Origin of the sequence: Dactylosporangium salmoneum (genome assembly GCF_039532525.1) — a bacterium.
In the GTDB taxonomy this organism is placed as follows: Bacteria; Actinomycetota; Actinomycetes; order Mycobacteriales; family Micromonosporaceae; genus Dactylosporangium; species Dactylosporangium salmoneum.
This window is the reverse complement of record NZ_BAAARV010000023.1, coordinates 1-25,338: the sequence shown is the minus strand read 5'-3', so window position 1 is coordinate 25,338 and position 25,338 is coordinate 1. Positions and strand designations below refer to the sequence as shown.

Genomic DNA, 25,338 nt, shown 5'->3' with positions numbered 1-25,338 from the left:
GACGCCGCGCGACCGGCCCGGGCCTCTGGTGCCGCCGTCACGGGAGTAACGGCGGAAGGTGTCACTTGTTCGCTACCGCCTTGGTGAAGGCGTCGACGATGCCCTGCGGCGAGCCCTTGCCGGCGAAGAAGTCGGCGACGGCGTCGTTGAGCGCCTGTCCCACGCTGGTCGGCAGCGCCTGGTCGAAGTACACCTGGATGTACGGCGCCTTGTTCAGGGCCTCCTGCACCGTCTTGAGGGACGGGTCCTGGATGGCCGAGATCGCCTGCGGGTTGGCCGGCAGCGTGGCCGTGTTGGTCTGCACCAGCTTGGTCTGCACGTCGGTGCTGGCCACGTACTTCAGGAAGTCCGCGCACGCCGGCCCGGCCTTCACGCTGCAAGAGAAGCCGTCGCCGCCGCCCAGCGCGGTGCCGGCGTCGCCCTTGCCGCCCTCGACGGCGGGGAACGGGAACCAGCTCAGCTTCGACGCGAACTGCTTGTCCTCGGTGAGCGGGATCATCGTCGGTAGCTCCCAGTCACCCTGCAGCTCCATGGCCGCCTTGCCGTTGGCGACGAGCCCGGCCGAGCTGCCCGCGCCCTGCTGGGCCGGGGTGCCCAGGAACGCGTTCTGGAACGGGTTGGTGGCCAGGAACGCCTTGAGGTCCTCGCCGGCCTTGACCCAGCACGGGTCGTCCATCTTGAGGTTCTTCACCGTGTCCTGCACGACCTGCGTCGAGCACTCGCGGATGGCGAAGTACGACCACCAGAACGCGTCCGGCCACTTGTCCTTGCTGCCGACCGAGATCGGCGTGATGTTCTTGGCCTTGAGCTTCGCGACGGCGTCGTTGAGCTCGGCCATCGTCTTCGGCGGCGCGGTGATGCCGGCCTGGTCGAAGAGGTCCTTGCGGTACCAGAAGCCGACCACGTGCAGGTCGTAGGGGATGCCGTACTGCTTGCCGTCGACCTGCCAGCCCTTGGCCGCGGCGCCGAGCTGGCTGATCCAGTCCTGCGTCTGCGGGGTCATGTCCATGATCTTGCCGGACTGCACCTGGGTGGCCAGCGCGCCGCCGCCCCACTGCTGGAAGATGCTCGGCGGGTTCGGCGACTGCAACGCCACCGAGATCTTGGTCTTGAGCGCCTCGTTCTGGGCCGGCTCGACCTTGAACGAAACGTTCGGGTGGTCCTTGTGGTATTGATCCGCGATCGACTGCCAAACGCTCATGCCCGGCTCCTGGGCGGCGTTGTGCCACCAGGTGAGCGTGACCGGGCTGTTGGCGTCGGCGGGGGCGTTGCTGCTGTCGTCACCGCAAGCGGTCAGGGAGGGGAGCGCCATCGTCAATCCGATGGCGATCGCGGCCAGCCTCCGTGGGGTGCTCAGGCGGACGTTCAAAGTGATCATCTCCTGACGGGGGCGTGGGCGAGCTTGGGGCTCGGCCCTCGATGACCGCAGAGTCTCCGCCTCGGCCGCGACGATTGTCAATCGTTGTCGATAACGTTATCGGACGTTATTGTGCTCCCCGTGAAGCCCTCCTCCCGAGTCACGATCCGAGACGTGGCCGCCACCGCCGGCGTCTCGGTCGCGACCGTGTCCAAGGTCCTCAACGCGCGCTACGGCGTCTCCGCGGCGACGAGCGCGCACGTCCAGGCCGTCATCCGTGAGCTGGGCTACGAGGCCAGCCTGGTCGCGCAGAGCCTGCGCAACCACAAGACCAACGTGATCGGCATCCTGGTCGCCGACCTGGAGCCGTTCTCCACGGAGCTGCTCAAGGGCGCGGCCAAGGCGATCAAGGGCACCGGCTACGAGCTGGTCGTGTACTCGGCCGGCGGGCGGACCGGGGACCAGGCGGGGTGGGAGCAGCGGTACCTCTCGCGGCTGTCCGGCACCCTCGTGGACGGCGCCGTGCTGGTCACCCCGACCGTGGTCGAGGTCGACTTCGGCTCGGCCGTGGTCGCCGTCGACCCGCACACCGGGCCGACCGGGCTGCCCACAGTGGACTCCGACAGCCTGCTCGGCGCCCGCACCGGCGTGCGCCACCTGCTCGACCTCGGCCACCGCCGGATCGCGCTCATCGGCGGCCGGCCCGACCTCGAGTCGGCCAAGCTGCGCGAGCAGGGCTACCGCGACGAGCTGCGGGAGGCCGGCATCGAGGTGGACCCGCGGCTCATCCAGCCCGGTAACTACGACGCCGACGACTCCGCCGCGGCCGCCCGCCGGCTGCTGGAGTCGCCCGAGCGGCCCACGGCGCTGTTCGCCGCCAACGACATGTCGGCGATCGCGGCCATCGAGGTGGCGGTCGCGATGGGCCTGCGGGTGCCCGAGGACCTCTCCGTCGTGGGCTTCGACAACGTGCCCGAGGCGGCCCTGGCCAGCCCGTCGCTGACCACCGTCGAGCAGCCCATCCACGAGATGGGCCACCGGGCGATCGACCTGCTCATCCAGCTCATGCACGGCGAGCAGGTGCAGAACTCCCACATCCGCCTGGCCACCCGCCTCGTGGTGCGGCACTCGACTTCTCGACTTCTCGCGTGAGATGGAGCAAATCAGCGTGACTTCGTGGCGCGACCCCAGCCTGCCCATCGACGAACGGGTGGCCGACCTGCTGGCCCGGATGTCGCTGCGCGAGAAAGTTGCACAGATGTACGGCGCCTGGCTCAACGTCGACGACACCGCGGGGGAGGTCGCCCCGCACCAGAACGACCAGGCCCCCGACCCGATCGACTGGCCGGAGCTCATCCGCCAGGGCCTGGGCCAGCTGACCCGCATCTACGGCTCCGCCCCGGTCGAGCCCCTCGCCGGCGCCCGCCGGGTGGCCGACCTGCAGCGGCAGATCGTCGCGGCCGGCCGCTTCGGCATCCCGGCCGTCGTGCACGAGGAGTGCCTCACCGGCCTGGCCGCCTGGAAGGCGCCCATCTTCCCGGCCCCGCTGTCCTGGGGCGCGAGCTTCGACCCGCAGCTGGTGCGGCGCATGGCCCACCACATCGGCGTCACCATGCGCCGCCTCGGCATCCACCAGGGCCTCGCGCCGGTCCTCGACGTGGCCCGCGACCTGCGCTGGGGCCGCGTCGAGGAGACCATCGGCGAGGACCCGCACCTGGTCGGCACGATCGGCGCGGCCTACGTGGACGGGCTGCAGGCGGCCGGGGTCGTGGCCACGCTCAAGCACTTCGTGGGGTACTCCACCTCGCGCGCCGGGCGCAACCTGGCCCCCGTCTCGATCGGCCACCGCGAGCTGCGCGACGTGCTGCTGCCGCCCTTCGAGATGGCCCTGGCGGCCGGCGCCCGGTCGGTCATGAACAGCTACACGGACGTCGACAACGTGCCCGTGGCCGCGGACGGCTCGCTGCTGACCGAGCTGCTGCGCGACGAGCTGGGCTTCCGCGGCACGGTGGTGTCGGACTACTTCGCGGTGGCGTTCCTGGAGACGCTGCACCGCGTCGCCGCCGACCGCGCCGAGGCGGCCGCGCTGGCGCTGCAGGCCGGCATCGACATCGAGCTGCCCGGCGTGAACTGCTACGGCGCCCCGCTGCTCAAGGCCATCGAGGCCGGCGACGTCACCACGGCCGAGGTCGACCGGGCGGTGACCCGGATCCTGCGGCAGAAGGCCGAGCTGGGCCTGCTCGACCCGGACTGGCAACCCGAGCCGGACCACCTCGGCGCCCCCGGCGAGCTCGACGACGCCGAGGCCCGCGCGGTCGCCCGGGCGCTGGCCGAGCGGGCGGTCGTGCTGCTGCGCAACGAGTCCGGCGCGCTGCCGCTGCGCCCCGGGACCCGCCTCGCGGTCGTCGGCCCCGGCGCCGCCACCGCCGACTCCCTCTTCGGCTGCTACTCGTTCCCGCGCCACGTCGGCGTGCACCACCCGGGCCTGCCGCTCGGCGTGGCCGCACCGTCCATCGTGGACGTCCTCGGCGCGCAGTTCGAGGTGGCGTACGAGCAGGGCTGCCCCGTCCGCGGCGGTGACGACGCCGGGATCGCCGCCGCCGCGCGCGCCGCCGCCGAGGCCGACGTGTGCGTGGCCGTCCTCGGCGACCTGGCCGGCCTCTTCGGCGTCGGCACCTCGGGCGAGGGCTGCGACGCCGCCGACCTGCGCCTGCCCGGCCGGCAGGAGGAGCTGCTGGAGGCCCTGCTGGCCACCGGCACCCCGGTCGTGCTCGTGATGCTGACCGGCCGCCCCTACGAGCTGTCCCGCCAGGCCGACCGGCTGGCCGCCGCCCTCGCCGCCTTCTTCCCGGGTGAGGAGGGCGCCGCCGCGATCGCCGGCGTGCTGTCCGGCCGGGTCAACCCGTCGGGCCGGCTCCCGGTGGGCTTCCCGGCCGCGGGCGCCTCCCAGCCCTCGACCTACCTGGCCGCCCCCCTGGCCCAGCGCAGCGAGGTGTCCAATGTGGACCCGACCGCGCTCTACCCCTTCGGCCACGGCCTCTCCTACGCCGCCGGCACCTGGGGCGAGCCCGAGCTGAACGCCCCCGACGGCTGGTCCACCTCCGACGCGATCGAGCTGACGGTGCCGCTGCACAACCCGCACGAGCGGGCCGTGAGCGAGGTCGTGCAGGTGTACCTCCACGACCCCGTCTGCTCGGTGGTCCGCCCCGTCCGCCAGCTCCTCGCCGCCCCGCGCGTCGACCTGGCCCCGGGCGAGTCCCGCACGCTGGTCCTCACCCTGCACGCCGACCTGCTGTCCTTCACCGGCCGCGACGGCGGGCGGTGGGTCGAGCCCGGCGACGTCGAGCTGCACGTGGCCCGCTCCAGCGCCGACACCCACGCCACCCTGCGGGTGAGGATGGTCGGCCCGGCCCGCCAGCTCGGCCCCGGCCGCCACCTGACCCCCACCTTCGAGGTGCGCGGGTAACTCGCGACGGCGCCTCAGCCCGGGTAGCCGGCCGACGGGCTGAGGCGCTCGACGAATGCGCGGAAGCCGGGGGCCAGCGGCAGCTCGTGTTCGAACGGCACGTGGTCGCCGGCCCAGGCATTCGGTTCGGCCGGGCAGGCGTCCCACGCCGGGGCGACGACGCCGCCGTTCTGGATGCGCAGCAGGTGGATGAGGTCGGCGGGCAGGGCGACACCCAGCTGCCGCTCCGCCTCGGCGATCAGGTCGGCGGTGAGCGGAGGCAGCATCATGCGCTTGTTCTGCGCCTCCCAGAAAGTCGCCTCGACCTCTTCGAACGGGGCCACGTCAGCCGAGCCGGGACGGGGTCATGCCGATCATCGTAGGGGGGCCGGGGTCGCCCGGGGTCTCTAGCCTGGGCCCGTGACTGTGCTTCGACCGCAGGTCTTCATGTCGTACTCGCGGCGGGACGAGGAGTACGTGCGCGGCCTTCGGGGGGATCTGCTCTCCGCCGGGGTCGAATGCTGGATCGACACCGCCAACATCCAGGCCGGCGACCGGCTCAATCCGGCGATCGAGGAGGCCATCTCCCGATCGAGCCTCATGTTCGCGTACGTCACCAAGAGCTACCTGCGCTCCCGCTGGTGCATGAAGGAGCTCCGCCACGCGCTCGCGTCGCCGCAGGTCACGGTGGCGCCCTACGCGGACTCGCCGGAGACGCTCACCGAGGTCCCGGACGACCTGATCGACGAGATCGCCTTCGGCGTCCTCACGCCCGAGGTGCGCACCCGCGCGCTGGTCGAGCTGGCCGGCCGGGCCTGGGCCTCGCTGCAGACCGTGCGGCGGGTCGTCCCGGCCGCCAACCACATCCTCGCCGGGCCGGCCATCTTCGACTCGGCCGGCTACTCGCGCTCCGATCTGATGCGGCGCGCCCGCAAGGAGCTGATCCTGGCCGGCCCGAACCTGCGCAGCTGGCTCAGCGACCGCGAGTGCAAGCGCGACCTCGTCGCCCTGGTCAAGCAGCGCCGCGTCCGGGTCACGCTCATCCTGACGACCTATGAATGCCTTCGGCCCATCGCGGCCGAGGGCGCCGTACACCTGCGGGAGAGCGCCAAGGACATCCGGTCGATGCTCGCCGAGCTCGATGGCGAGGAGCGGGACCTCATGTCGGCCCACTTCCACGTCGGCGCGGCGACGCTCTCCGCGGTGATCATCGACCCCGCGACGCCGGAGGGCATCCTGTTCTTCAGTCCCCGGTGGGCGATCCAGTTCCTGCCGCAGGACCGGATGACCTGCGTCATCGACAAGTCGGTCAACTCTGCCGACCTGTTCAAGGCGGTGTACAACGGGGTGCTGCTCATGACCCAGGGCGACGCGAAGAGCGTCGAGGAAATGCTGACCTGACCGCGCGGCGACCGATTGAGTCAGATGTCGAAATGCCACCTGTCGTTGCCGCCACGACGCGGTCCTGCGGGCACCCACCCGTGCTAGATTTGCCCTGTTGCAGTCTTGATTTCCATATACGTTGCCGCGCCCGTGGGTATCGGACCTGCGGGCGCTGTCAGTATTGCCGGGCTTCCGGAGCAGGGTCATCAAAGCGGCGACGCGGGAGACCACACCGTGTGGCCTCCAATTGCCTTGCGAAGGAGCAAGCACATGACCGTCGGCACTGTGAAGTGGTTCAACGCGGAAAAGGGTTTCGGCTTCATCACCCCGGACGGGGGTGGCGCCGACGTGTTCGCGCATTACTCCGCGATCACGGCGAGCGGCTTCCGTAGCCTCGAGGAGAACCAGCGGGTGGAGTTCGACATCACCCAGGGCCAGAAGGGGCCGCAGGCGGCCAACATCCGCGCCATCTGAGCGACCCGCGTCGCATCAGCGGTGCCCGGCCGATCCGGTCGACGGACCGACCGGCCGGGCCGGCGCACGCCCACGGCTACCCACGCCCTGAACGCCCGCGGTGCTGCGAGGCGTCCCCGTCGCATGTGTGCAGCCAGGAGGCCGAACCATGTCACCATCGCAGCCTGCGCTGCCCACCGTCCGGCTCGGGCACGGCAGCCAGTACGCGCACCTGCTGCGCCTCGTCAAGGCCGCCGGGCTGCTCGATCGGCGGCCCCGCTACTACCGGTGGAAGATGGCCGTCACGACGGCGCTGTTCCTGGGCGGTTGGGCCGCATTCGTCGTGATCGGCAAGTCCTGGTGGCAGCTCGCGACCGCCGCCTTCCTGGCGTTCGTCTTCACCCAGCTCGGGTTCCTCGGCCACGACGCCGGGCATCGGCAGATGTTCAGCTCAAGCAGGGCGAACTACGTCGTCGGTGTCCTGCACGCCAACCTCGCCATCGGCCTGAGCTACGGCTGGTGGATCGACAAGCACAACCGGCACCACGCCCATCCCAACGAGGAGGGCAAGGACCCCGACATCGAGATCGGCGCGCTGGCGTTCACGGCCGCCCAGGCCCGCGGCCGGGGCCGGACCGCCGCGGCCGTCTACCGCTATCAGGCGTACCTCTTCTTCCCGCTGCTACTGCTGGAGGCGCTCAGCCTGCACCTGGCGAGCCTCCGCGCCCTGGCCCGGCGCGCGACCCGCCGCCCCGGCTGGGAGACCGCGCTGTTCGCCGTCCACGTCGTCGGCTATCTGACCGCCGTGTTCGTGATCCTGTCGCCGCTGCAGGGAGTGGTCTTCATCCTGCTCCACCAGGGGCTTTTCGGGTTGTACCTCGGCTGCTCCTTCGCGCCGAACCACAAGGGCATGGCGATGCTCGACCCGGACGACCGCACCGACTACCTGCGCCGGCAGGTGCTCACGTCGCGGAACGTGCGCGGGAACTGGCTCACCGACTTCATGCTCGGTGGCCTGAACTACCAGATCGAGCACCATCTGTTCCCCAGCATGCCGCGCCCGAACCTGCGCCGGGCCCAGGCCATGGTCCGGCAGTTCTGCCAGGTGCACGACCTGACGTACTGCCAGACCAGCCTGCTGGCCTCGTACGGCCAGGCGTTGCGCCACCTGCACGAGGTCGGACGCACCCCGCGCCTGGCCGGCGCCTGAGACCTGCTCGCCCTGACGGGCGACCGCCCCAGTGCTCAGCGCCGCCCGCGGCGGCCGCCCGGCCGGGCCCGGGTCGAGAAGGCCGCCGCACCGGATCGTGCCGGCGCGGACTTCGTCGCGGCGGTCGGCGACGGCTCGCCGCCGCGCCGTCCTCCGTCGCTCCGGGCGGCCTGAGCCTCGCGCCGAGGCGACGGCTCGCCGCCGCGCCGTCCTCCGTCGCCCCGGGCGCCCTGAGCCTCGCGCCGAGGGCTGGTGGGCTGCAGGGCCGGCGGTGAGACGAGCGTCCGCTCCCCGGGTGCGAGCGTGCGGAGCAGGGCGTCGCCGGGGCGCAGCCGGGTGGTGGTCGCGGCGATGCCGGCCTTGCGGGTCAGCTCCCGGACTTCGGGCGCCTGCCCGTCGGTCATCAGCGTGACGACGGTGCCGGTCGCGCCGGCCCGGGCGGTGCGGCCCGAGCGGTGCAGGTACGCCTTGTGCTCCGTCGGCGGGTCGGCGTGCACGACCAGGGCCACGTCCTTGACGTCGGTGCCCCGGGCGGCGATGTCGGTGGCGACCAGCGTGCGCACGTCCCCGTCGGAGAACGCCCGCAGGTTTCTGGTGCGCGCGGCCTGGGCGAGGTTGCCGTGCAGTTCCACGGCGGACACGCCGGCCTCGATCAGCCGGCGGGTCAGGATCTTCGCGCCCCGCTTGGTGCGCGTGAACACGACGGTGCGGCCCGGCGCGGCGGTCAGCTCGACCAGCACGGCGAACCGGTCCTCGGCGTGGACGTGCAGGACGTGGTGGGTCATCGCGGCGACCGGCGAGAGCTTCGAGTCGACGCTGTGCTCGACCGGGTCGGTGAGGAACCGCCGCACCAGCACGTCGACGCCGTCGTCGAGCGTGGCGGAGAACAGCAGGCGCTGCCCGCCGCGCGGGGTCCGCTCCATCAGCCGCCGCACGGTGGGCAGGAACCCGAGGTCGGCCATGTGGTCGGCCTCGTCGAGCACGGTGATCTCGACGGCGTCCAGGCGCGCGTGGCCGGCCTCGACAAGGTCGGCGAGCCGTCCGGGGCAGGCGACCACGACATCGACCCCGGCGCGCAGCCCGGCGATCTGCGGCCCGGCGCCGACGCCGCCGAAGACGGTCATCGTCCGCAGCGACAGCGCCCTGGCCAGCGGCGCCATCACGGCGTCGATCTGGGCGGCCAGTTCGCGGGTGGGCGCGAGGATCAGCGCCCGGGGCCGCCCGGCCCGCCGGGGCGCGGCCGCGGCGGCCAGGCGGGTGAGCACCGCCAGCACGAAGGCGTAGGTCTTGCCCGAGCCGGTGCGGCCCCGGCCGAGCACGTCCCGCCCGGCGAGCGCGTCGGGCAGGGTCGCGGCCTGGATCGGGAACGGCCGGTCGACCCCGGCCGCGGCCAGCACGCGGATGAGCGCGCCGGGCACGCCGAGGTCGGCGAAGGTGGGGGATTTGGGTGAGGTGGTCTGCTGTGGGCGGCGTGCCGCCATAAAGGCTCCGTACGTCGAAGGGGACGTCCCGCCCGGCGCTGACCGTTTCGGTCGCGGCGCGTGGCGTCGGACATCGAACCCGGCCCGCCACTGTCGGGCGGACCGCGCCGCCAGTCTACTCGATCCCGCCACCGGGCCCGCTGCCCGCTGACGGGCGCCGGCAATGCTGGTCAGTGCGGCACGGCCTGCCACCGGCTCCGCCCGGCCATCCACGCCCCGGCCAGGATCTCCGCGGACTGCCGGCTCGGGCACTGGTGGATCTTCGACCGGCCGGTGCCGCCGCCGGCCTGGGCCTCGACCTCCCATGATTCGCCATCGGTGCGGATGTACACGTCGCGACGCCCTCGCACGGTGCTGTCGCCGTTCCACCAATGACGCTCAATTCTCACCCACCGACGGTATAACACCAGGCCCGGCTGCGAAACGCCGACGATCTTGGTGCGGCCGACGATCGCCCGCGGTGCGCGTAGGCTGACCGTATGGCGACAATCGTGCTGCGTGTCCGGCTGATCACCGGCGACAGTCTGGACGTTGCGTACGATGACGCCGACGCCTCCGACGTCGACGAGGCGGCCGAGCGCGTGATCACCGCCCTCGCCGCCGACTCCGGCATGATCCGCACGCGCCACGGCGACCGGGTGGTCGTGCTGTACGGGCGCGGCGTGGCGGCGCTGGAACTGGCACCTCGCGGCGCGGTTCTGTAGCTGTACGCGCCGGCCGGCGGCCCTGGGCCGGCCGCGACCTGGGCCGGCCGCGACCTGGCACGCCGCCTGGACCCAGGACCGCCGCCGCGGCGAAACGAACCTCAGACGGCCCAGGCGAGCTGGCGGGCGGTGGCCGAGTGGGGCGCGGTGTGGTCGGCCAGCGCGGCGACGAACGCGCGCGGCCGGGGATCGTGGTGCCGCAGGGTGCGCTGGCGCTCGGCCCCGGTGCCGTTGCGGCAGAGCCAGCCGAGCCGGGCGTGCACGGCGGCCGCGTCGCCGAACTCGGCCAGGGCCGGGGTTATCCTGCGCAGCAGCACCCGCAGCTGGTCGGCGATCGCGGCCGCGTGCCGCCCGGGCGGCTGCGGGCCGCGCACCACGAGGCCGTGCCGGGCCGCGGCGGCCAGATCCTCCTCGACCTCGGCGGCGCCGCGCCGCTCGGCCGGGCGGCCGTGGCGCACGTCGTCGATCAGGGTCGCGACCAGGGCGCGGGCGATGCCGGCGAAGAGGACCGTGTCGGCCGCGCGCAGGCACGTGTCGGCCACCCGCAGCTCGATGGTGGGGAAGCGGCCGGAGAGCCGGGCCAGCAGATGGACGCCGCCCACGTCCAGCGCGGTGCCCTCGGAGATGAGGCCGGCGATCGCGCGGTCGTACTCGGCCGCGTCGGCCCAGGCCTCGGGGGCCCGGAACGTCGGCCAGTGGCGGCGGGCTTCGTAGCGGGCGCTGCCGAGGCCCGTGTCGGCGCCGCCGGCGAAGGGGGAGTTGGCGCTCAGCGCGAGCAGCGGGGCCAGCCACGGGCGTAACCGGCCGAGCACGCCGACGGCCAGGTCGCGGTCGGCCACCCCGACGTGCACGTGGCAGCCGCAGGTGCCTGCGGCGGCCGCGGTCGCGGCGGGAAAGCGGGCGGCCAGGCGGTGGTACCGCGCGTCGTCGGTCAGCGCCTCCAGCGGGCCGCGCCGGAAGGGAGGCACGCCGGTCGCGACGAGCCGCGCCCCGGACAGCGCGGCGGCGCGGGAGGCGACCCAGCGCAGCTCGGCCAGCTCGTCGTGCAGCCGGTCCAGCCGGGTGTGCACGCCGCTGGCGGTCTCCAGCTGGTATGCCGTGAACTCGTGCCGCACCCGGTCGTCGCCGTCGGTGACCCGCAGCACACCGGACGACACCGGGGCCACGGAGCCGTCGGGCTCCAGCAGCAGGAACTCCTCTTCGACGCCTACGGTGAGCACGCCTACGGTGAGCATCGTCGCTCGCCTCCCTCCACGGACGCTTGCGTGTCGGGTGAAGCGTCACCCCGCGCCGCGTCCCCGCACGTCATCCCGCCCGGGTGAGTGGCGGGTACGGCCGGACGCCGACGATCGGGTGAGGAGGTGCCACATGTGCCGATGGCTCGCGTACTCGGGGACCCCGATCCTGCTCGAGGAACTGCTGTACAAGCCCGAGCACTCGCTGATCGATCAGAGCATGCACGCCCGGCTCGGCGTCGGGACCACCAACGGCGACGGGTTCGGTGTCGGCTGGTACACGCCGAACGGGGCGGCCGAGCCGACGCTGTTCCGCGGCACCGGGCCGGCCTGGGGCGACGAGAACCTGCGAGAGCTGGCGCACTCGGTGCGCTCGGGGCTGTTCCTGGCGCACATCCGGGCCAGCACCGGCACGCCGGTGCAGCAGACCAACTGCCACCCGTTCCGGCACGGGCGCTGGCTGTGGCTGCACAACGGGCGGATCCGCGAGTACAGCAAGCTCAAGCGCACGCTGGCCATGTCCGTCGATCCGGAGCTGTACCCCGACATCCGCGGCTCCACCGACTCCGAGCTGATGTTCTACCTGGCGCTCACCTACGGGCTCGAGACCGACCCGGTCTCCGCGGTCGAGCACATGGTGGGCCTGATCGAGGAGGCGGGGCGCCGGCACGGCATCGAGAACCCGGTGCAGATGACGGTGGCGATGACCGACGGCGAGCGGCTGTGGGCCTTCCGCTACTCGACCGAGCACAACAGCCGGTCGCTGTACTGCAGCACCGCCGTGGACACGCTGCGCACCATGTACCCCGACAACCCCGTCCTGCAGCAGGTGTCGGACGAGACCCGGATCGTGGTGTCCGAGCCGCTGGGCGGGCTGGTCGGTGCCTGGCAGCCGGTCGCCGAGTCCAGCTACGAGCTGGTGAAGCCCGGCGTCGGCGTGGTCGGCCCGTTCCAGCCCGCACCCTGCTGAGGCTTACACGGCCCGCGCCACCGCGATCGTGGCGGACAGGCGCGCGCCGGCCTCGTAGAACATGTACTCCACGCCGCCGTCGGTGCCGAACGACGGCGCGGCGCTGCGCCCGTTGTCCGGCGCGCCGCTCAGCGCCGTGTGGAAGACCCCGAGGTGCACCTCGCGGTCGAAGTTGTTGCCGACCTCGGTGAGGTACATGTTGCCGCCGTTGCCGTGGTAGACGACGTACGTCGTACCGTTGCGCGACAGCAGGTGCGGACCGGAGATGTCGGTCTGCCCGTCGGCGCCCGGGGTCACCAGCGGCGTCGGGTCGAACTGCCATGACTTGGCGTCCGGCGACCAGCCCCAGAAGATCTTGCGGGTGCCGCCGGTCACGCCCATGAACAGCATCACGTGGGTGTTGCCCAGGCCGGCGATCTTGTGCTCGAACACCCGCGCGTACGAGGTCTCCGTGGTGCCGGGGACCATCGAGGTGCTCAGCACCACGCCGAAGTACGTGAAGTGCACGCCGTCGGTGGACCAGGCCATCCGGGTCGTGTTGTTCTCCCCGTGGTAGTACAGGTAGAACTTCTTGTTGGCCGGCTGCCACAGCACGTGCGGGGACGACACGTGGCTGACCGAGTAGTACGGCGACCACACGTTCGACACGATCGGGTTGGCCGCGTACTCGGTGAACGGGCCGCTCAGTGAGTTGCCGTAGGCCAGGCAGATCCCGCCCGGCTTCTCGTGCGGGGCGTAGTAGAGGTAGTAGCGGCCGAGACCGCCGCTGATCTTGTCGTACACGCCCCGGATGCACGGGAAGATCAGCTCGTTGGTGGGGTTGTAGCGCAGTGCCGACTTGTTGAGCGGCATGCCGAGGTACTGGTAGTTGGGGAACCCGGCCGGCGCGGCGGACGCCGGCGAGGGCAGCTGCAGCGCGCCGAGGGCGGAGGCTCCGCCCAGCAGCGCCGCGCCCCGGAGAATCTGGCGGCGATTCATGCATGGGAGTGTTGCCGTGCCGCCGATCCGTGGTCAAGGTGCTAATACGAATTATCAATCAGACAACGGGACTTGACGAACGCGGCGCCGAGGGTCCAGGATCTCCATCCAACGAGTGGTAATGCGCATTAGCACACGGACAGGATGCCGACGTGACGCCAACTCCCCGCCGCCTGACCCAGCGGGACATCGCCCGCATGACGGGTGTCAGCCAGGCGACCGTGTCGCTCGTGCTCAACGGGCGCTCGGACGGTGACGTGCGGATCGCTCCCGAGACCCGCGAGCGGGTGCTGCAGGCGATCCGCGACAGCGGGTACGTTGCCGACCCTATCGCCCGGCGGCTCGCCGCCCGGGACAACCGCATCATCGGGGTGTTCACCTACGAGCCGGTCTTCCCCGCCGGCAACAGCGACTTCTACCACCCGTTCCTGATCGGCATCGAGGAGCGGGCCGAGGCCCTGGGCAGCGACCTGCTCCTGCTGACCAGCGCCCCGGTGGTGGACGGGCGGCGGCGCATCTTCCACGAGGGCAACCGGCTGCGCCTGGCCGACGGCTGCATCCTGCTCGGCCGCTCGCTCGACCGCGAGGAGCTGGCCCGGCTGGTGGCCGACGGCTTCCCGTTCGTCTCGGTCGGCCGGCGCGCCGACGCCGGCGGGCCCGTGCCCTACGTCGGCGCCGACTACGCCGGCGCGACGGCGGCCCTGGTGGCCCGGGCGTCCGCGCTCGGGCACACGCGGATGGCGTACCTCGGCCAGGGCGAAGGGCCCGAGTCGCACGCCGACCGCAGGGCCGGGTTCGACCGCGGGGTGGCCGCGGCGGGCGCGGCCGGCATCCACCTGCCGTCCGGCGACCTGGACGCGGTGCTCGCCACCGGGGCCACGGTCGTCTTCGCCGAAGAGCACAGCGAGGGCGTGGCCCTGGCCACGGAGCTCGCGAGCACCCCGCCGGGCGGGAAGACATCGCTGTCCATCGTCACCCTAGGCCAGCCGACCAGGCACGTCACCGACCCGACCGGCACCGATTTCACCGGCTTCGCCATGCCCAGACGGGAGATGGGCGCCCAGGCCCTCGAGGTCCTCACCGCCCTCATCGACGGCACCGAGACCCAGCGCCAGCGCCTCCTGCCCTGCGACCTGATCACCGGCACCACACTGAAGGAAAACCCTTAAATGCCAGAGATTTCCACCGACATCCTCGTCGTCGGGGGCGGGCTGGGCGGCGTCGCAGCCGCCCTGGCCGCGCTGCGGGCGGGCAAGCGGGTCGTGCTCTCCGAGGAGTACGACTGGCTGGGCGGCCAGCTGACCAGCCAAGCGGTCCCGCCCGACGAGCACTCGTGGGTCGAGCAGTTCGGCGTCACCGCCTCCTACCGGGCGCTGCGCGACGGCATCCGCGACTACTACCGCCGCTACTACCCCCTGACGGAGAAGGCCCGGGCCTGGCGCGACCTCAACCCGGGCGCCGGCGGGGTGAGCCGCCTGTGCCACGAGCCGCGCGTCGCGGTCGCGGTGATCGAGGGCATGCTCGCGCCCTACCGGTCGAGCCGGCAGCTGCTGGTGCTGCAGCCCTACGTGCCCGCGGCCGCGACCACCGACGGCGACCACGTGACCTCGGTGACGCTGCGCCACCGCGACACCGGGGACACCGTCGGGGTGAGCGCCGGCTACGTGCTCGACGCCACCGAGACCGGCGACCTGCTGCCCATCACCGGCACCGAGTACGTCACCGGCTTCGAGTCCCAGGCCGACACCGGCGAGCCGAGCGCTCCGGCCACCGCGCAGCCGGCCAACATGCAGGCCGTCTCGGTGTGCTTCGCGGTCGACCACGTCGACGGCGACCACACCATCGACCGGCCGGCGAGCTACGACTTCTGGCGCGCGTACACCCCGTCGTTCTGGGGTGGCCCGCTGCTGTCCTTCCGCGCCCCCAGCCCGCGCACCCTCCTGCAGACCGAGCGCATCTTCGACCCCAACCCGGACGGCGACCCGCTGAGGGTCGACGCCGACCAGCGCCGCGACCCCGGCGACCACAACCTGTGGACGTTCCGGCGCATCGCGGCCCGCAAGCTGTTCGCCGAGGGCGCCTACGAAAGCGACATCTGCCTGGTCAACTGGCCGATGCTGGACTACTTCGAGCACCCGGTCATCGACGTCCCCGACGCCGGGCAGCACCTGGCGGCCGCCCGCGAGCAGGCCCGGTCGGTGCTGTACTGGCTGCAGACCGAGGCGCCGCGGCCCGACGGGGGCACCGGCTTCCCCGGCCTGCGGCTGCGCGGCGACGTCACCGGCTCGGCGGACGGGCTGGCCCAGGCGCCGTACATCCGCGAGTCCCGGCGCATCCGCGCCGAGTACACCGTCGTCGAGCAGGACCTGGCCCTCGCCGTGCGCGGGGACAAGGGCGCCGTGCAGTACCACGACAGCGTCGGCGTGGGGATGTACCGCATCGACCTGCACCCCTCCACCGGCGGCGACCACTACATCGACGTCGGCTGCTGCCCCTTCCAGATCCCGCTCGGCGCGCTCGTGCCGGTGCGGATGGACAACCTCCTGGCCGCCGGCAAGAACATCGGCACCACGCACATCACCAACGGCGCCTACCGCCTGCACCCGGTCGAGTGGAACGCTGGCGAGGCCGCCGGCGCGCTCGCCGCGTTCTGCCTGGACCGCGCGTGCCCCCCACGCGCGGTGCGCAACACCCCCGGCCTGCTCGCCGACTTCCAGGCCCGGCTCGACCGGGACGGCGTCGAACGGCACTGGCCCGACGTCACCGGTTACTGACACCCCCGTCCGTTCTGAGGAGTTCCCCCCAATGCGATTCCGCGCCGCGATAGCCGCTCTGTCGCTGTTCGCCCTTGCCGCGTGCGGCAACGGCGGCGGCACCCCCGCCGCCGAGGACACCGGCCCGATCGACCTGCGCATGACCATCTGGTCGGCCAACGATGCCCACCTGAAGCTCTTCAACGACATCGCCGCCGAGTACAAGACCAGCCACCCCAACGTCAGCGTCAAGTTCGACCCGCTGCCGTTCGACTCCTACACCACCACGCTCACCACCCAGATCGCCGGCGGCAACGGCCCCGACCTGGCCTGGATCCTCGAGGACTCCGCCCCCGACTTCGTCGGCTCCGGCGCCCTCGTGCCGATCGACGGCAACCTCACCAAGGGCGACGACCTCGCGCCCGCCGCCACCAAGCTGTGGCAGAACGGCGGCAAGCTCTACGCCTACCCGTTCTCCACCTCGCCGTTCGGCATGTTCGTCAACACCGACCTGCTGAAGAAGGCCGGCCAGGACAACCCGGCCGACCTCGTCACCGCCGGCACCTGGACCTGGGACAAGGCCTTCGCCGAGGGTGCGGCGGTCAACGCGCAGACCGGCACGGCCGGCATCGTGGTGCGCGACTTCGACTACAAGAGCTGGGGCAACCTCTCCGCGGTGTGGACCGGCTGGGGCGCCCAGGCGTGGAGCGCCGACGGCAAGACCTGTGGCTTCAACGCCCCTGAGATGGTCGACGCGATGACCACCCTGCACAAGGCCATCTTCACCGACAAGGCGATGCCCGGCCCGGGCGTGGCCGCCGACTTCTTCGCCGGCCAGTCGGCCATGACGATCACCCAGATCTCGCGGGCCTCGCTGCTCAAGGACGCCAAGTTCGGCTGGGACCTGGTCCCGCTGCCGGCCGGTCCCAAGGGCAAGTACTCCGTCGTCGGCCAGGCCGGCCTCGGCGTGCTGAAGAAGGGCAAGCACGCCCAGGCGGCCGCCGACTTCCTCGGCTTCTTTACCAACCCGGACAACTCGGCCAAGCTCGCGCAGTACTTCCCGCCGGCCCGCAAGAGCCAGCTCAACGCCGAGACCATGGCCAAGACCAACCCGCTGCTCAAGCCCACCCAGCTGCAGTCGGTCGTCATCGACGGCATCTCCACCGGCGTGGTCAAGCCCAGCCACGCCGGCTCGGCCGAGATCGCGCAGAACGTCCGCGCCTCCCTCGACCCGCTGTGGAAGCCCGACGCCGACGTCAAGGGCGTGCTGGACAACGTCTGCACCGGCCTCAAGCCCCTGCTGAGCAAATAACAAAGGCCTCTGTGACATGAAGTTCTGGACCGCGCGCCGGCGCGATCACCTGGCCGGCTACCTGTTCATCGCACCGCAGCTGGTCGGCACGGTGGTGTTCGTGCTCGTACCGCTGGCGCTGGTCGCGTGGTACAGCCTGCACGAGTGGAATGTCCTCGCCGACGAGTTCACCTTCGTCGGCGGGGACAACTACCGGCAGCTCGCCGACGACCCGAACCTGCCGAAGGTGCTCGCCGCCACCGGCCTGTTCTCGGCCGGGCTGCTGGTGCTCAACCTGACCCTGGCCCTGCTGCTGGCCGTGCTGCTCAACCAGAAGCTGCGCGGCACGGTGGTCTTCCGCACGCTGTTCTTCTCCCCGGTGGTCGTCTCGATGATCGCCTGGACCATCGTGTGGGGCTTCCTGCTGCAGGACAACGGCGGCGTCAACGGCCTGCTGAACTCGGTCGGCGTGCACGGGCCGAACTGGTTGCGCGGCGAGGGCACCGCGATGGTGTCGGTGATCGTCGTGCAGGTGGTGAAGAACGTCGGCCTCAACATGGTGCTGTTCCTGGCCGCCCTGCAGGGCGTGCCGGCCGGGCTCTACGAGGCGGCCAAGCTCGACGGGGCGAGCGCCTGGCGCTCGTTCCGCAGCATCACGCTGCCGATGATCAGCCCGACCATCCTGCTCACCTCGATCATCACGGTGGTCGGCTCGCTGCAGGTCTTCGCCCAGATCGCCGTGCTCACCCAGGGCGGCCCGGGCACATCGACCACCGTGCTCGTCTACTACCTGTACCAGCAGGCGTTCCAGTTCCACCACTTCGGCTACGGCGCCACCCTCTCGCTGGTGCTGTTCGTCATCGTCCTGATCCTGACCACCGTGCAGTGGCAGATGCGTAAGCGATGGGTGTTCCATGAGTCGTAAAACGGCGCTCTACGGGCTGCTGTGCGTGCTGGCCATCCCGTTCGTCTTCCCCACCTGGTGGATGGCGACCTCGTCGATCAAGCCGGTCGCCGACGTCTTCAAGTTCCCGCCGTCGCTCATCCCGACGCACGTGGACTTCTCCGCCTACCGCCAGGTGTTCCAGGCGCAGCCGTTCGCCCAGCAGTACCTCAACAGCATGTACATCGCCGTGCTGTGCACCATCGGCACCCTGGTGGTGTCGTCCATGGCCGGCTACGCGTTCGCCCGCATCCGCTTCCGCGGCCAGAACGCGCTGTTCGTGCTCGTGCTCACCGGCCTGCTCGTGCCGAGCGAGGTGACGATCGTGCCGCTGTTCCAGATGTTCCAGCGCTGGCACATGATCGACACCCACTGGCCGCTCATCCTCGTGCCGATCTTCGGCGCACCGAGCGTCCTGGCCACGTTCATCATGCGGCAGTTCTTCATCGCGCTGCCGCCCGAGCTCGAGGAGGCCGGCCGCATGGACGGCCTGGGCCGCTTCGGCCTCTACTGGCGGGTCGCGCTGCCCCTGTCCCGCCCCGCCCTCGGCGCGGTCTCGATCTTCACGTTCCTGCACAGCTGGAACCTGTATCTTGAACCGATCGTGTTCCTGTCCACCCCCTCGAAGTTCACGCTGCCGCAGGCGCTGACCCAGTTCGTCGACGCGTACGGCGGCCCGGCGTGGAACGTGCAGCTGTCCGCGGCCACCCTGACCGCCATCCCCGTGCTCGCGGTCTTCGTCGTGGCCCAGCGCCAGTTCGTCGAGGGCCTAGCCCACACGGGCCTGAAAGGCTGAGCCGCCGTGCCGCTGTCCGACCTCACCGCCGAGGAACTGCTCGCCTACCGCAGCACCGCCGAGGAGCCCGCCGGCTTCGACGCCTTCTGGGCGGGCGTCCTGTCCGGGCCGCCCGCCGGGCCGGCGCGCTTCGAGCCGGTGCCGACGAGCCTGAAGACCCTGCAGGTGTACGACGTGAGCCTGCCCGGCCACGAGGGCCAGACGGTGAAGGCGTGGTTCGTCGTGCCCGCCGGCAGTACTTCGCCGCTGCCCTGCGTGGTGGAGTTCCCGGGGTACAACGGCGGCCGCGGCCTGCCGGAGGACTGCCTGCTCTACGCCTCGGCCGGCTACGCCCACCTGTTCGTCGACGTCCGCGGCCAGGGCAGCGGCTGGCGGCGCGGCGACACGGAGGACCTGGCCCCGGCGGACAGCGGCCCGCAGCACCCGGGCTTCATGACAAGGGGCATCCAGGACCCCGCCAAGCACTTCTACCGGCGGGTCATCACCGACGCGGTGCGGGCCGTCGAGGCGGCCAAGGCCCATCCGCTGGTCGACCCGGCGCGGGTCGCGGTGACCGGCATCAGCCAGGGCGGCGGCCTGACCCTGGCCATGGCCGGCCTGGTGCCCGGCCTGGCCGCGGTCGCGCCGGACGTCCCCTTCCTGTGCGACATGCGCAGGGGCGCGGAGCGCGCCGCCACCGGCCCCTACCAGGAGGTCGCCGGCTACCTGAAGGTCCACCGCGAGCGGGTCGACGGGGCCTTCCACACCCTGTCGCACTTCGACGGCGTCCACTTCGCCAAGCGCGCGAGCGCCCCGGCCCTGTTCAGCGCCGCGCTGATGGACACGACCTGCCCGCCGTCCACGGTCTACGGCGCCTACCACAACTACGCGGGCGAGAAGCGGATGGAGCTGTACCGCTTCAACGGCCACGAGGGCGGCGAGTCCTTCCAGAACGCCGTCCGCCTGCGCTTCCTGGCCGAGCACCTGCACCCGTAAGACGTTCGCGGTCCCGGCCACGGCCTGTTACCGGTCCCGGGACCGTCCGCTGGATCGGCGTGCACAACGACTTCCTGCCCCGCCACCTCGGCCCGGCCTGACCGACGCGCAGCACCGCCGGGCGGGAGGCACGCCCCCCGCCCGGCGGATCGAACCGGCTGCTACGACTGGGCGACCAGGCGGAAGGACTGGGCGCCGGTGCCGTTGCACGTCCACTGCTGCAGCTGCACGCTGTCGGCGGTGGAGGAGCTCGGGACGTCCAGGCACTTACCGCTGTTGCGGCTCACGAAGTGGTAGTAGCCGCCGGACTCGGCGACCGGGAGCCACTGCTGGTTCGCGCCGCCGCCGTAGGCCCACAGCTGGACCAGGGCGCCGTCGGCCGTCGACACGCCGTTGACGTCCAGGACCTGGGCCGCGTTGTTGCGGTTGTTGACCCGCACGTAGCCGCTGTCCGTGCCCTGCTGCTGGAACTGCTGCGCGTAGCTGTTGTTGCAGGTGTACTGCTGGATCGCGGCGCCGTTCGCGGTGCCCGACGAGCGGGCGTCCACGCACTTGCCGCTGTTCTTGTTGACGATGCTCGACCAGCCGCTCGAAGTGCCGCCGCCGCCACCGGCGCCGAAGGGGCTCAGCACGATCGCGGCCGAGCGCGGGTCCGAGTCGGTGACGAGGGACTCGAAGTGGCCGACGTCGTCGAACGGGAAGGCGTACGCGCGGCCGTCGGCCATGTTGGCGTGGATGATCTTGGAGTACTGGTTGGTCGGGCTGTTCTTGTAGAAGCCGGCCGAGTTGAGGTCCGGCTGGGTGTCGACCGTGCCGAGCGTGCCGCGGTTCAGGGCGGCGCACAGGGTGCGCGAGATCGGGCCGACGACCTGGTCGTTCGGGGCCGGCAGGTTGCCCGCGCAGCCCCAGACGTCGGCCGAGCTCGGCTTGTTGAACGAGGCCACGACCGCGCCGGAGGTGTTGGTGAAGGTCATGGTGTTGCCGCTGGTCCGGCCGAAGTACTTCGTGTTCGGCTGGTCGGCGAAGGGCACCACGGTGAGCGTCTTGGACGCATACGCGTTCCAGGCGCTCGTGATGTACGAGTCGAGGTACGTGGCGCTGAGCAGCCCGGCGCCGGCCGCCTTGCCGGGGGAGAGCACGCGCAGCACGGTGCCGTCGCTGCGGGTGTACACCGTGCCGGCCCACCCGGACTGGGCCTTGATCTGGTTGATGACGTTGTTGCGGCCGTCGTTGACCGGGTCGCCGGTGCGCTGGGTGGTGCCGCTGGCGCCGGTGACCGCGACGGCGTGCGGCACCGCGAACATGTCGACCTGGCTGCTGTTGATCCAGAGCCCGGCGTCGTTGTACGTGAACTCGCTCCAGTCGAACAGGATGTTCTGGTTGGCGTCGCCGGCCGCCCAGGGAGCCGGCTGCACGAGCCCGTCCGGCGTCAGGAAGAACTTCAGTTTTTCACCGAACGAGAAGTACACCCGGCCCGAAAAACCGCGCGGGAACCGGATCGTGGTCGAGCCCCCGTTGCCGGGCCCGCCGATCGAGACGTCCGGGGCCGCCGAGGGCGGGATGGCCCCGCCGCTCCACTGGGTGAACGTCCCGGCCGAGTTGACGTAGCCGAGCTTGCCGGTGGCCAGGTTGACGCCGAGGACGTAGAGGTAGACGGTGTCCCCGCGCCCCGTGCTGTTGGTGACGGTGACGGGCAGCAGCGCCGGCCCGACCGCATGCGCGGCCGGCGCTGCGCCCGCGACCACGACCGCCGTGGCGGCGACGGCCGTGGCCAGCCCGGTTACGAGGCCGAGCAACTTTCGTGTACGCATTGAGGGGGTGTCCTCCGTTTCGGACGATGTCACCCCGGACCGGCCCTCGCCCGGTGTTGGCGGCCGGGGCGGGACATACTGCTGAGAGCGCTCTCCCCATCCGCGTAAGAAGGGAACTGAGGGCGGGCGGCGGATGCTGAGAGCGCTCTCACAGTACTGATCGACGGGAGTGCATGTCAAGACGCGGCCACGCACCCGGGCTCGTGCTGAGTTTGTCGGATATATCCGACATCTCCGGCTTACTCTGAGGGTGTGTCCGTTGACGTCCGGGTTGCCTATCAGGAGATGCTGGCCTCGATCGTGGTGCCGCTGCTCGTCGAGCGGGGGTTCACCGAGGCCCAGGGCCGGCATGTGCGGGTCGCCGCGAACGGCGACGCCATCTCGTTGTGGTTCCAGGGCTCGCAGCTGACGTTTCCCGGGCAGGTCGCGTTCTTCGTCAACGTCGATGCGGCGACCGGGCGCTGGGTGGAGTACCGCCGCCGGGAGGACCCCGGCGCGGACGTCACCGCGCTGCTCGGGCAGGTGTACGGCAGGGTGCAGCCCCGGGACGAGTACGCCTTCCATCGGGGCAGCGACGACTGGAACCTGCGGCAGGCCGAGGCGGCGCCCGGGTACGGGGCCGAGGTGCGCCGCATGCTCGACGACGTCGTGCTGCCCGGGCTGGAGAAGCATCTCGCGCTGAACGCGACGCTCGAGCGGGCCATCGCCGGCGGGGTGGTGCAGTCGGCGTTCGAGCGGCCGCCGGAGCTGCCGGGGGTCATCAACCGGATGTCGTACCTCGAGCAGGACGACGGGTACGTGCAGTGGCTGCGGCGGGCTGTCGCCTGACCCTGCCCCTGCGGCGTTGTCGTTTGGCGCGGCGCTACGGGCGTTGTCGCTTGGCGCGGCGCTACGGGCGTTGTCGTTCGACGCGGCGCTACGGGGTGGCCGCCTCGGCGAAGCAGCGCAGCGCCCGGCTGGCTGGCTGGCCGTCGCCGTCGGTGAATCGCGGCCCAGCCGGCCACTGCGGCGGGGGCAGCCGGTCGCCGTCGGTGCCCAGGAAGCACACGCCGAGCTCGCGCCAGGCCCGAGCGCTGCCGGACCGGCCGGCCGCCGACAGGCCGGCCACCACGATGTCGGCGGCCCCGACCGGCAGGATGCCGATCATCATATCGGCGCGGTTGATCCGGTGGGCCAGCTCCACGCACGCGTCCTCGCGCAGGGCCGGGTCCTCGGTCAGGGCCATGAGGGCGTCGCCCTCGAACTCGTCCAGTCGCACGCGCGCACCGTAGCGCGTGCCGCCCTTCCTTGCGCTTTTTTGTCGTACCCCCTGACTAGGCTCCCCAGCATGACGTTCGAAACGCTCGCCGACTATCGCGCCGCCGTCGCCCGCATCCGGGAGGCGGCCGCCGCCTACTACGCCGGGCCCGACCTGGCGATGGACGACGCCGACTACGACGCCCTCATGGCGCGGGTGGCGGCGACGGAGGACGAGCACCCCGACTGGAAGGTCGACGACTCGCCGACCGAGGTCGTCGCGGCCGGCGGCGGGGTGGTCGGCGACGTCGTGCACAGCGAGCCGATGCTGAGCCTGGACAACGTCTTCGACGCCGACACGCTGCGCAAGTGGGCGCAGCGGCTGGAGCGGCTGCTGGGCCGGCCCGCCGGCGGCTACACCGTCGAGCCGAAGATCGACGGCCTGGCCATCGCCGCCCGCTACGAGGACGGCCGCCTCGTGCAGGTCGCCACCCGCGGCGACGGCCGGGCCGGCGAGGACGTCACCGGCCAGGCGCGCCGGGCCGCCGGCCTGCCCGAGCGGCTCGCCGAGCCGCGCACCGTCGAGGTGCGGGGAGAGGTGTTCATGACCGACGCCGACTTCGAGGTCGCCAACGCCATGCGCACCGCCACCGGGGAGCCGCCGTTCGCGCACCCGCGCAGCGCGGCGGCCGGCACGCTGCGCGCGCAGGACCGGACCTACGACGCGCCGTTGTCCTTCCTGGCGTATGGCGTGCGCGGCCTCGGCGACGGCCCGCACTCGGCCGCCATGGCCGAGCTGATCCGCCTCGGCGTCTCCTCCACCGCCGGCATGCCCGTCTGCACCGGCGTCGACGACCTGCTCGCCGCGGTCGAGGCGCTCAACGCGAGCCGCGGCACCCTCGGCTACGGCATCGACGGCGCCGTCATCAAGGCCGACCAGCCGGCCGACCGCGAGCTGGCCGGCTCCTCCAGCCGCGCCCCGCGGTGGGGCATCGCCTACAAGTTCCCGGCCGACACCCGCACCACCCGGCTCAAGGCGATCGAGGTCCAGGTCGGCCGCACCGGCGTCATCACCCCGGTCGCCGTCCTCGAGCCGGTCCAGATCAGCGGCGTCATCGTCACCTCGGCCACCCTGCACAACTTCGACGACCTCGTCCGCCGCAACGTCCGCCCCGGCGACACCGTCTTCGTCCGCCGCGCCGGCGACGTCATCCCCGAGATCACCGGCGCCAAGCTCGACGAGCGCCCGGCCGACGCCCAGCCCTTCGAGCCCCCGGTCAACTGCCCCCGCTGCGACGGCGAGATCGACCGCACCCAGAAGCGCTGGCGCTGCACCCGAGGCCGGGCCTGCGGCGCCCGCGAGGCCCTGTCGTACTACGCGGCCCGCGACTCAATGGACATCGAGGGCCTCGGCGGCAAGCTCCTCGACATGCTCACCGCCGCCGGCCTGGTGACCGACCCGGCCGACCTCTACGACCTGCAGCCCCCGACGCTGGCCGCCCTCGACCGCATGGGCGAGGTCTCCGCCGCCAAGCTGGTCGCCGCCATCCAGGCCTCGAAGACCCAGCCCCTCGCCCGCGTGCTGACCGGCCTGGGCGTGCGCATGACCGGCCGCTCGATGTCCCGCCGCCTGGCCACCCACTTCGGCACCATGGAGGCCCTGCTCGCCGCCTCCGTCGCCGACCTGCAGGAGGTGGAGGGCGTCGGCCCGGAGCGCGCCGTGACCATCGCCGCCGAGCTCGTCGAGCTCCAGCCGGTCATCGCCCGCCTCACGTCCCGCGGCATCAACATGACTGAGCCGACCTACCGCCCCCGCCCCGCCGCCTCCGCCGGCTCTACCGCCGCGCCCGACGGCTCCGACGCCGACCCGGCCGCCCCCGTCGCGCTGCTCCCCTTGCAGAAGGACGACGGCACGCCGATGACGGTGGTGGTGACCGGCTCGGTCCCGGGCCTGACCCGCAACGAGGGCAACGAGGCCGTGGAGCGCCTCGGCGGCCGCTCGTCCAGCTCGGTCTCGAAGAAGACGGACCTGGTGGTGGTGGGGGAGGGCGCGGGCTCCAAGGCCGCCAAGGCCGAGGAACTGGGCGTCCGCATCATGCCGGCCGAGGAGTTCGCGGCCCTCCTGCAAACCGCGCCCGCCTGATCCCGCCGCCCGTCGCCCGTCGCCGCCCGCCCGCGTCCGCCTTCCGCCCCGCCCTGCACCGCTCCGCCCCGCCTCGGCCCGCTCCGGCCCGGCTCACTCCGCCCCGCCCCCGCCCCGCCCCGCCCCGCTCCGCCCCGGCTCCGCCCCGGCCCCGCCCCGCTCCGCCCCGGGCCT

General features: G+C 72.0%; 23 protein-coding genes. 15 read left to right on the top strand and 8 right to left on the bottom strand.

The genetic code is table 11. The annotated features are described in order from the left end of the window. Positions 1–61: 61 nt before the first annotated feature. Entirely contained in the window at positions 62–1,312 is a 1,251-nt protein-coding gene (locus ABD352_RS13880; RefSeq protein WP_344612735.1) for an ABC transporter substrate-binding protein, read from the bottom strand. A gap of 219 nt (positions 1,313–1,531) precedes the next feature. Here ABD352_RS13880 and ABD352_RS13875 point away from each other — a divergent pair, with 219 nt between their 5' ends. Next, positions 1,532–2,509: a LacI family DNA-binding transcriptional regulator gene (locus ABD352_RS13875; RefSeq protein ID WP_344612734.1), complete on the top strand. Its 978-nt coding sequence runs from the start codon at positions 1,532–1,534 to the stop codon at positions 2,507–2,509. Between the two features lie 16 nt (positions 2,510–2,525). Beyond that, positions 2,526–4,823 (top strand): beta-glucosidase, encoded by a 2,298-nt coding sequence (locus tag ABD352_RS13870; protein WP_344612733.1) that lies wholly within the window; start codon positions 2,526–2,528, stop codon positions 4,821–4,823. 14 nt (positions 4,824–4,837) lie between these two features. Here ABD352_RS13870 and ABD352_RS13865 read toward each other — a convergent pair whose 3' ends face one another. Next, positions 4,838–5,146 carry an SMI1/KNR4 family protein gene (locus tag ABD352_RS13865; RefSeq protein WP_344612732.1) on the bottom strand — a complete coding sequence of 103 codons (309 nt, stop codon included), beginning with the start codon at positions 5,144–5,146 and terminating at the stop codon, positions 4,838–4,840. A gap of 76 nt (positions 5,147–5,222) precedes the next feature. On the opposite strand from ABD352_RS13865, the gene ABD352_RS13860 reads away from it, so the two are divergent. The 3 genes from ABD352_RS13860 to ABD352_RS13850 all read left to right on the top strand — a co-directional run bounded on the left by ABD352_RS13860 (position 5,223) and on the right by ABD352_RS13850 (position 7,848). Continuing rightward, on the top strand, positions 5,223–6,203 hold the full coding sequence (locus tag ABD352_RS13860; protein ID WP_344612731.1) for a toll/interleukin-1 receptor domain-containing protein: 981 nt from the start codon (positions 5,223–5,225) through the stop codon (positions 6,201–6,203). A gap of 252 nt (positions 6,204–6,455) precedes the next feature. Continuing rightward, positions 6,456–6,659 (top strand): cold-shock protein, encoded by a 204-nt coding sequence (locus ABD352_RS13855; protein ID WP_344612730.1) that lies wholly within the window; start codon positions 6,456–6,458, stop codon positions 6,657–6,659. A 148-nt stretch (positions 6,660–6,807) separates the two neighbouring features. Continuing rightward, a complete protein-coding gene (locus tag ABD352_RS13850) occupies positions 6,808–7,848 on the top strand; it encodes a fatty acid desaturase family protein (RefSeq protein ID WP_344612729.1) in 1,041 nt (346 codons plus the stop codon). A gap of 35 nt (positions 7,849–7,883) precedes the next feature. Here the strand turns inward: ABD352_RS13850 and ABD352_RS13845 are convergent, their stop codons facing one another. Beyond that, the gene (locus ABD352_RS13845; RefSeq protein WP_344612728.1) at positions 7,884–9,329 is read right to left on the bottom strand and encodes a DEAD/DEAH box helicase; all 1,446 of its coding nucleotides are present in this window, start codon (positions 9,327–9,329) and stop codon (positions 7,884–7,886) included. A gap of 170 nt (positions 9,330–9,499) precedes the next feature. Then, entirely contained in the window at positions 9,500–9,718 is a 219-nt protein-coding gene (locus tag ABD352_RS13840) for a hypothetical protein (RefSeq protein ID WP_344612727.1), read from the bottom strand. Positions 9,719–9,808: 90 nt separating this feature from the next. Between ABD352_RS13840 and ABD352_RS13835 the strand changes: the two genes are divergently transcribed. Then, positions 9,809–10,033 carry a hypothetical protein gene (locus ABD352_RS13835; protein ID WP_344612726.1) on the top strand — a complete coding sequence of 75 codons (225 nt, stop codon included), beginning with the start codon at positions 9,809–9,811 and terminating at the stop codon, positions 10,031–10,033. A gap of 101 nt (positions 10,034–10,134) precedes the next feature. Here the strand turns inward: ABD352_RS13835 and ABD352_RS13830 are convergent, their stop codons facing one another. After that, on the bottom strand, positions 10,135–11,268 hold the full coding sequence (locus tag ABD352_RS13830) for a carboxylate-amine ligase (protein ID WP_344612725.1): 1,134 nt from the start codon (positions 11,266–11,268) through the stop codon (positions 10,135–10,137). Between the two features lie 133 nt (positions 11,269–11,401). On the opposite strand from ABD352_RS13830, the gene ABD352_RS13825 reads away from it, so the two are divergent. Beyond that, the gene (locus ABD352_RS13825; protein ID WP_344612724.1) at positions 11,402–12,238 is read left to right on the top strand and encodes a class II glutamine amidotransferase; all 837 of its coding nucleotides are present in this window, start codon (positions 11,402–11,404) and stop codon (positions 12,236–12,238) included. Positions 12,239–12,241: 3 nt separating this feature from the next. On the opposite strand, the gene ABD352_RS13820 is transcribed toward ABD352_RS13825, so the two are convergent. Beyond that, entirely contained in the window at positions 12,242–13,216 is a 975-nt protein-coding gene (locus ABD352_RS13820) for a glycoside hydrolase family protein (RefSeq protein WP_344612723.1), read from the bottom strand. A gap of 152 nt (positions 13,217–13,368) precedes the next feature. Between ABD352_RS13820 and ABD352_RS13815 the strand changes: the two genes are divergently transcribed. From ABD352_RS13815 to ABD352_RS13790, 6 genes are read left to right on the top strand one after another with little or no spacing between them, the layout of a single operon-like run. Beyond that, the gene (locus ABD352_RS13815) at positions 13,369–14,385 is read left to right on the top strand and encodes a LacI family DNA-binding transcriptional regulator (RefSeq protein WP_344612722.1); all 1,017 of its coding nucleotides are present in this window, start codon (positions 13,369–13,371) and stop codon (positions 14,383–14,385) included. Then, the gene (locus tag ABD352_RS13810; RefSeq protein ID WP_344612721.1) at positions 14,386–15,990 is read left to right on the top strand and encodes an FAD-dependent oxidoreductase; all 1,605 of its coding nucleotides are present in this window, start codon (positions 14,386–14,388) and stop codon (positions 15,988–15,990) included. Between the two features lie 31 nt (positions 15,991–16,021). After that, positions 16,022–17,281, top strand: coding sequence for an ABC transporter substrate-binding protein (locus ABD352_RS13805; protein WP_344612720.1), 1,260 nt, complete (start codon positions 16,022–16,024; stop codon positions 17,279–17,281). A 16-nt stretch (positions 17,282–17,297) separates the two neighbouring features. Next, the gene (locus tag ABD352_RS13800; RefSeq protein WP_344612719.1) at positions 17,298–18,185 is read left to right on the top strand and encodes a carbohydrate ABC transporter permease; all 888 of its coding nucleotides are present in this window, start codon (positions 17,298–17,300) and stop codon (positions 18,183–18,185) included. Further along, positions 18,175–18,999, top strand: a complete 825-nt coding sequence (locus tag ABD352_RS13795; protein WP_344612718.1) for a carbohydrate ABC transporter permease — start codon at positions 18,175–18,177, stop codon at positions 18,997–18,999. Before ABD352_RS13800 ends, ABD352_RS13795 begins: the two co-directional genes overlap by 11 nt. Positions 19,000–19,005: 6 nt before the next feature. Next, positions 19,006–19,974: an acetylxylan esterase gene (locus ABD352_RS13790; protein WP_344612717.1), complete on the top strand. Its 969-nt coding sequence runs from the start codon at positions 19,006–19,008 to the stop codon at positions 19,972–19,974. A gap of 161 nt (positions 19,975–20,135) precedes the next feature. On the opposite strand, the gene ABD352_RS13785 is transcribed toward ABD352_RS13790, so the two are convergent. Further along, on the bottom strand, positions 20,136–21,785 hold the full coding sequence (locus tag ABD352_RS13785; protein ID WP_344612716.1) for a beta-1,3-glucanase family protein: 1,650 nt from the start codon (positions 21,783–21,785) through the stop codon (positions 20,136–20,138). Between the two features lie 252 nt (positions 21,786–22,037). On the opposite strand from ABD352_RS13785, the gene ABD352_RS13780 reads away from it, so the two are divergent. Next, a complete protein-coding gene (locus tag ABD352_RS13780) occupies positions 22,038–22,613 on the top strand; it encodes a DUF4304 domain-containing protein (RefSeq protein ID WP_344612715.1) in 576 nt (191 codons plus the stop codon). Between the two features lie 88 nt (positions 22,614–22,701). Here the strand turns inward: ABD352_RS13780 and ABD352_RS13775 are convergent, their stop codons facing one another. Next, positions 22,702–23,043 (bottom strand): hypothetical protein, encoded by a 342-nt coding sequence (locus ABD352_RS13775; RefSeq protein WP_344612714.1) that lies wholly within the window; start codon positions 23,041–23,043, stop codon positions 22,702–22,704. 69 nt (positions 23,044–23,112) lie between these two features. Between ABD352_RS13775 and ligA the strand changes: the two genes are divergently transcribed. Further along, entirely contained in the window at positions 23,113–25,164 is a 2,052-nt protein-coding gene (ligA, locus tag ABD352_RS13770; protein WP_344612713.1) for an NAD-dependent DNA ligase LigA, read from the top strand. Positions 25,165–25,338: the final 174 nt, after the last annotated feature.

Bases quoted from the DNA above. Each gene is read 5' to 3' on its own strand.
- ABD352_RS13880 (WP_344612735.1), bottom strand. From the start codon at position 1,312: ATGGCGCTCCCCTCCCTGACCGCTTGCGGTGACGACAGCAGCAACGCC.
- ABD352_RS13855 (WP_344612730.1), top strand. From the start codon at position 6,456: ATGACCGTCGGCACTGTGAAGTGGTTCAACGCGGAAAAGGGTTTCGGC.
- ABD352_RS13850 (WP_344612729.1), top strand. From the start codon at position 6,808: ATGTCACCATCGCAGCCTGCGCTGCCCACCGTCCGGCTCGGGCACGGC.
- ABD352_RS13845 (WP_344612728.1), bottom strand. From the start codon at position 9,329: ATGGCGGCACGCCGCCCACAGCAGACCACCTCACCCAAATCCCCCACC.
- ABD352_RS13835 (WP_344612726.1), top strand. From the start codon at position 9,809: ATGGCGACAATCGTGCTGCGTGTCCGGCTGATCACCGGCGACAGTCTG.
- ABD352_RS13830 (WP_344612725.1), bottom strand. From the start codon at position 11,268: ATGCTCACCGTAGGCGTGCTCACCGTAGGCGTCGAAGAGGAGTTCCTG.
- ABD352_RS13825 (WP_344612724.1), top strand. From the start codon at position 11,402: ATGTGCCGATGGCTCGCGTACTCGGGGACCCCGATCCTGCTCGAGGAA.
- ABD352_RS13820 (WP_344612723.1), bottom strand. From the start codon at position 13,216: ATGAATCGCCGCCAGATTCTCCGGGGCGCGGCGCTGCTGGGCGGAGCC.
- ABD352_RS13810 (WP_344612721.1), top strand. From the start codon at position 14,386: ATGCCAGAGATTTCCACCGACATCCTCGTCGTCGGGGGCGGGCTGGGC.
- ABD352_RS13805 (WP_344612720.1), top strand. From the start codon at position 16,022: ATGCGATTCCGCGCCGCGATAGCCGCTCTGTCGCTGTTCGCCCTTGCC.
- ABD352_RS13800 (WP_344612719.1), top strand. From the start codon at position 17,298: ATGAAGTTCTGGACCGCGCGCCGGCGCGATCACCTGGCCGGCTACCTG.
- ABD352_RS13795 (WP_344612718.1), top strand. From the start codon at position 18,175: ATGAGTCGTAAAACGGCGCTCTACGGGCTGCTGTGCGTGCTGGCCATC.
- ABD352_RS13785 (WP_344612716.1), bottom strand. From the start codon at position 21,785: ATGCGTACACGAAAGTTGCTCGGCCTCGTAACCGGGCTGGCCACGGCC.
- ligA (WP_344612713.1), top strand. From the start codon at position 23,113: ATGACGTTCGAAACGCTCGCCGACTATCGCGCCGCCGTCGCCCGCATC.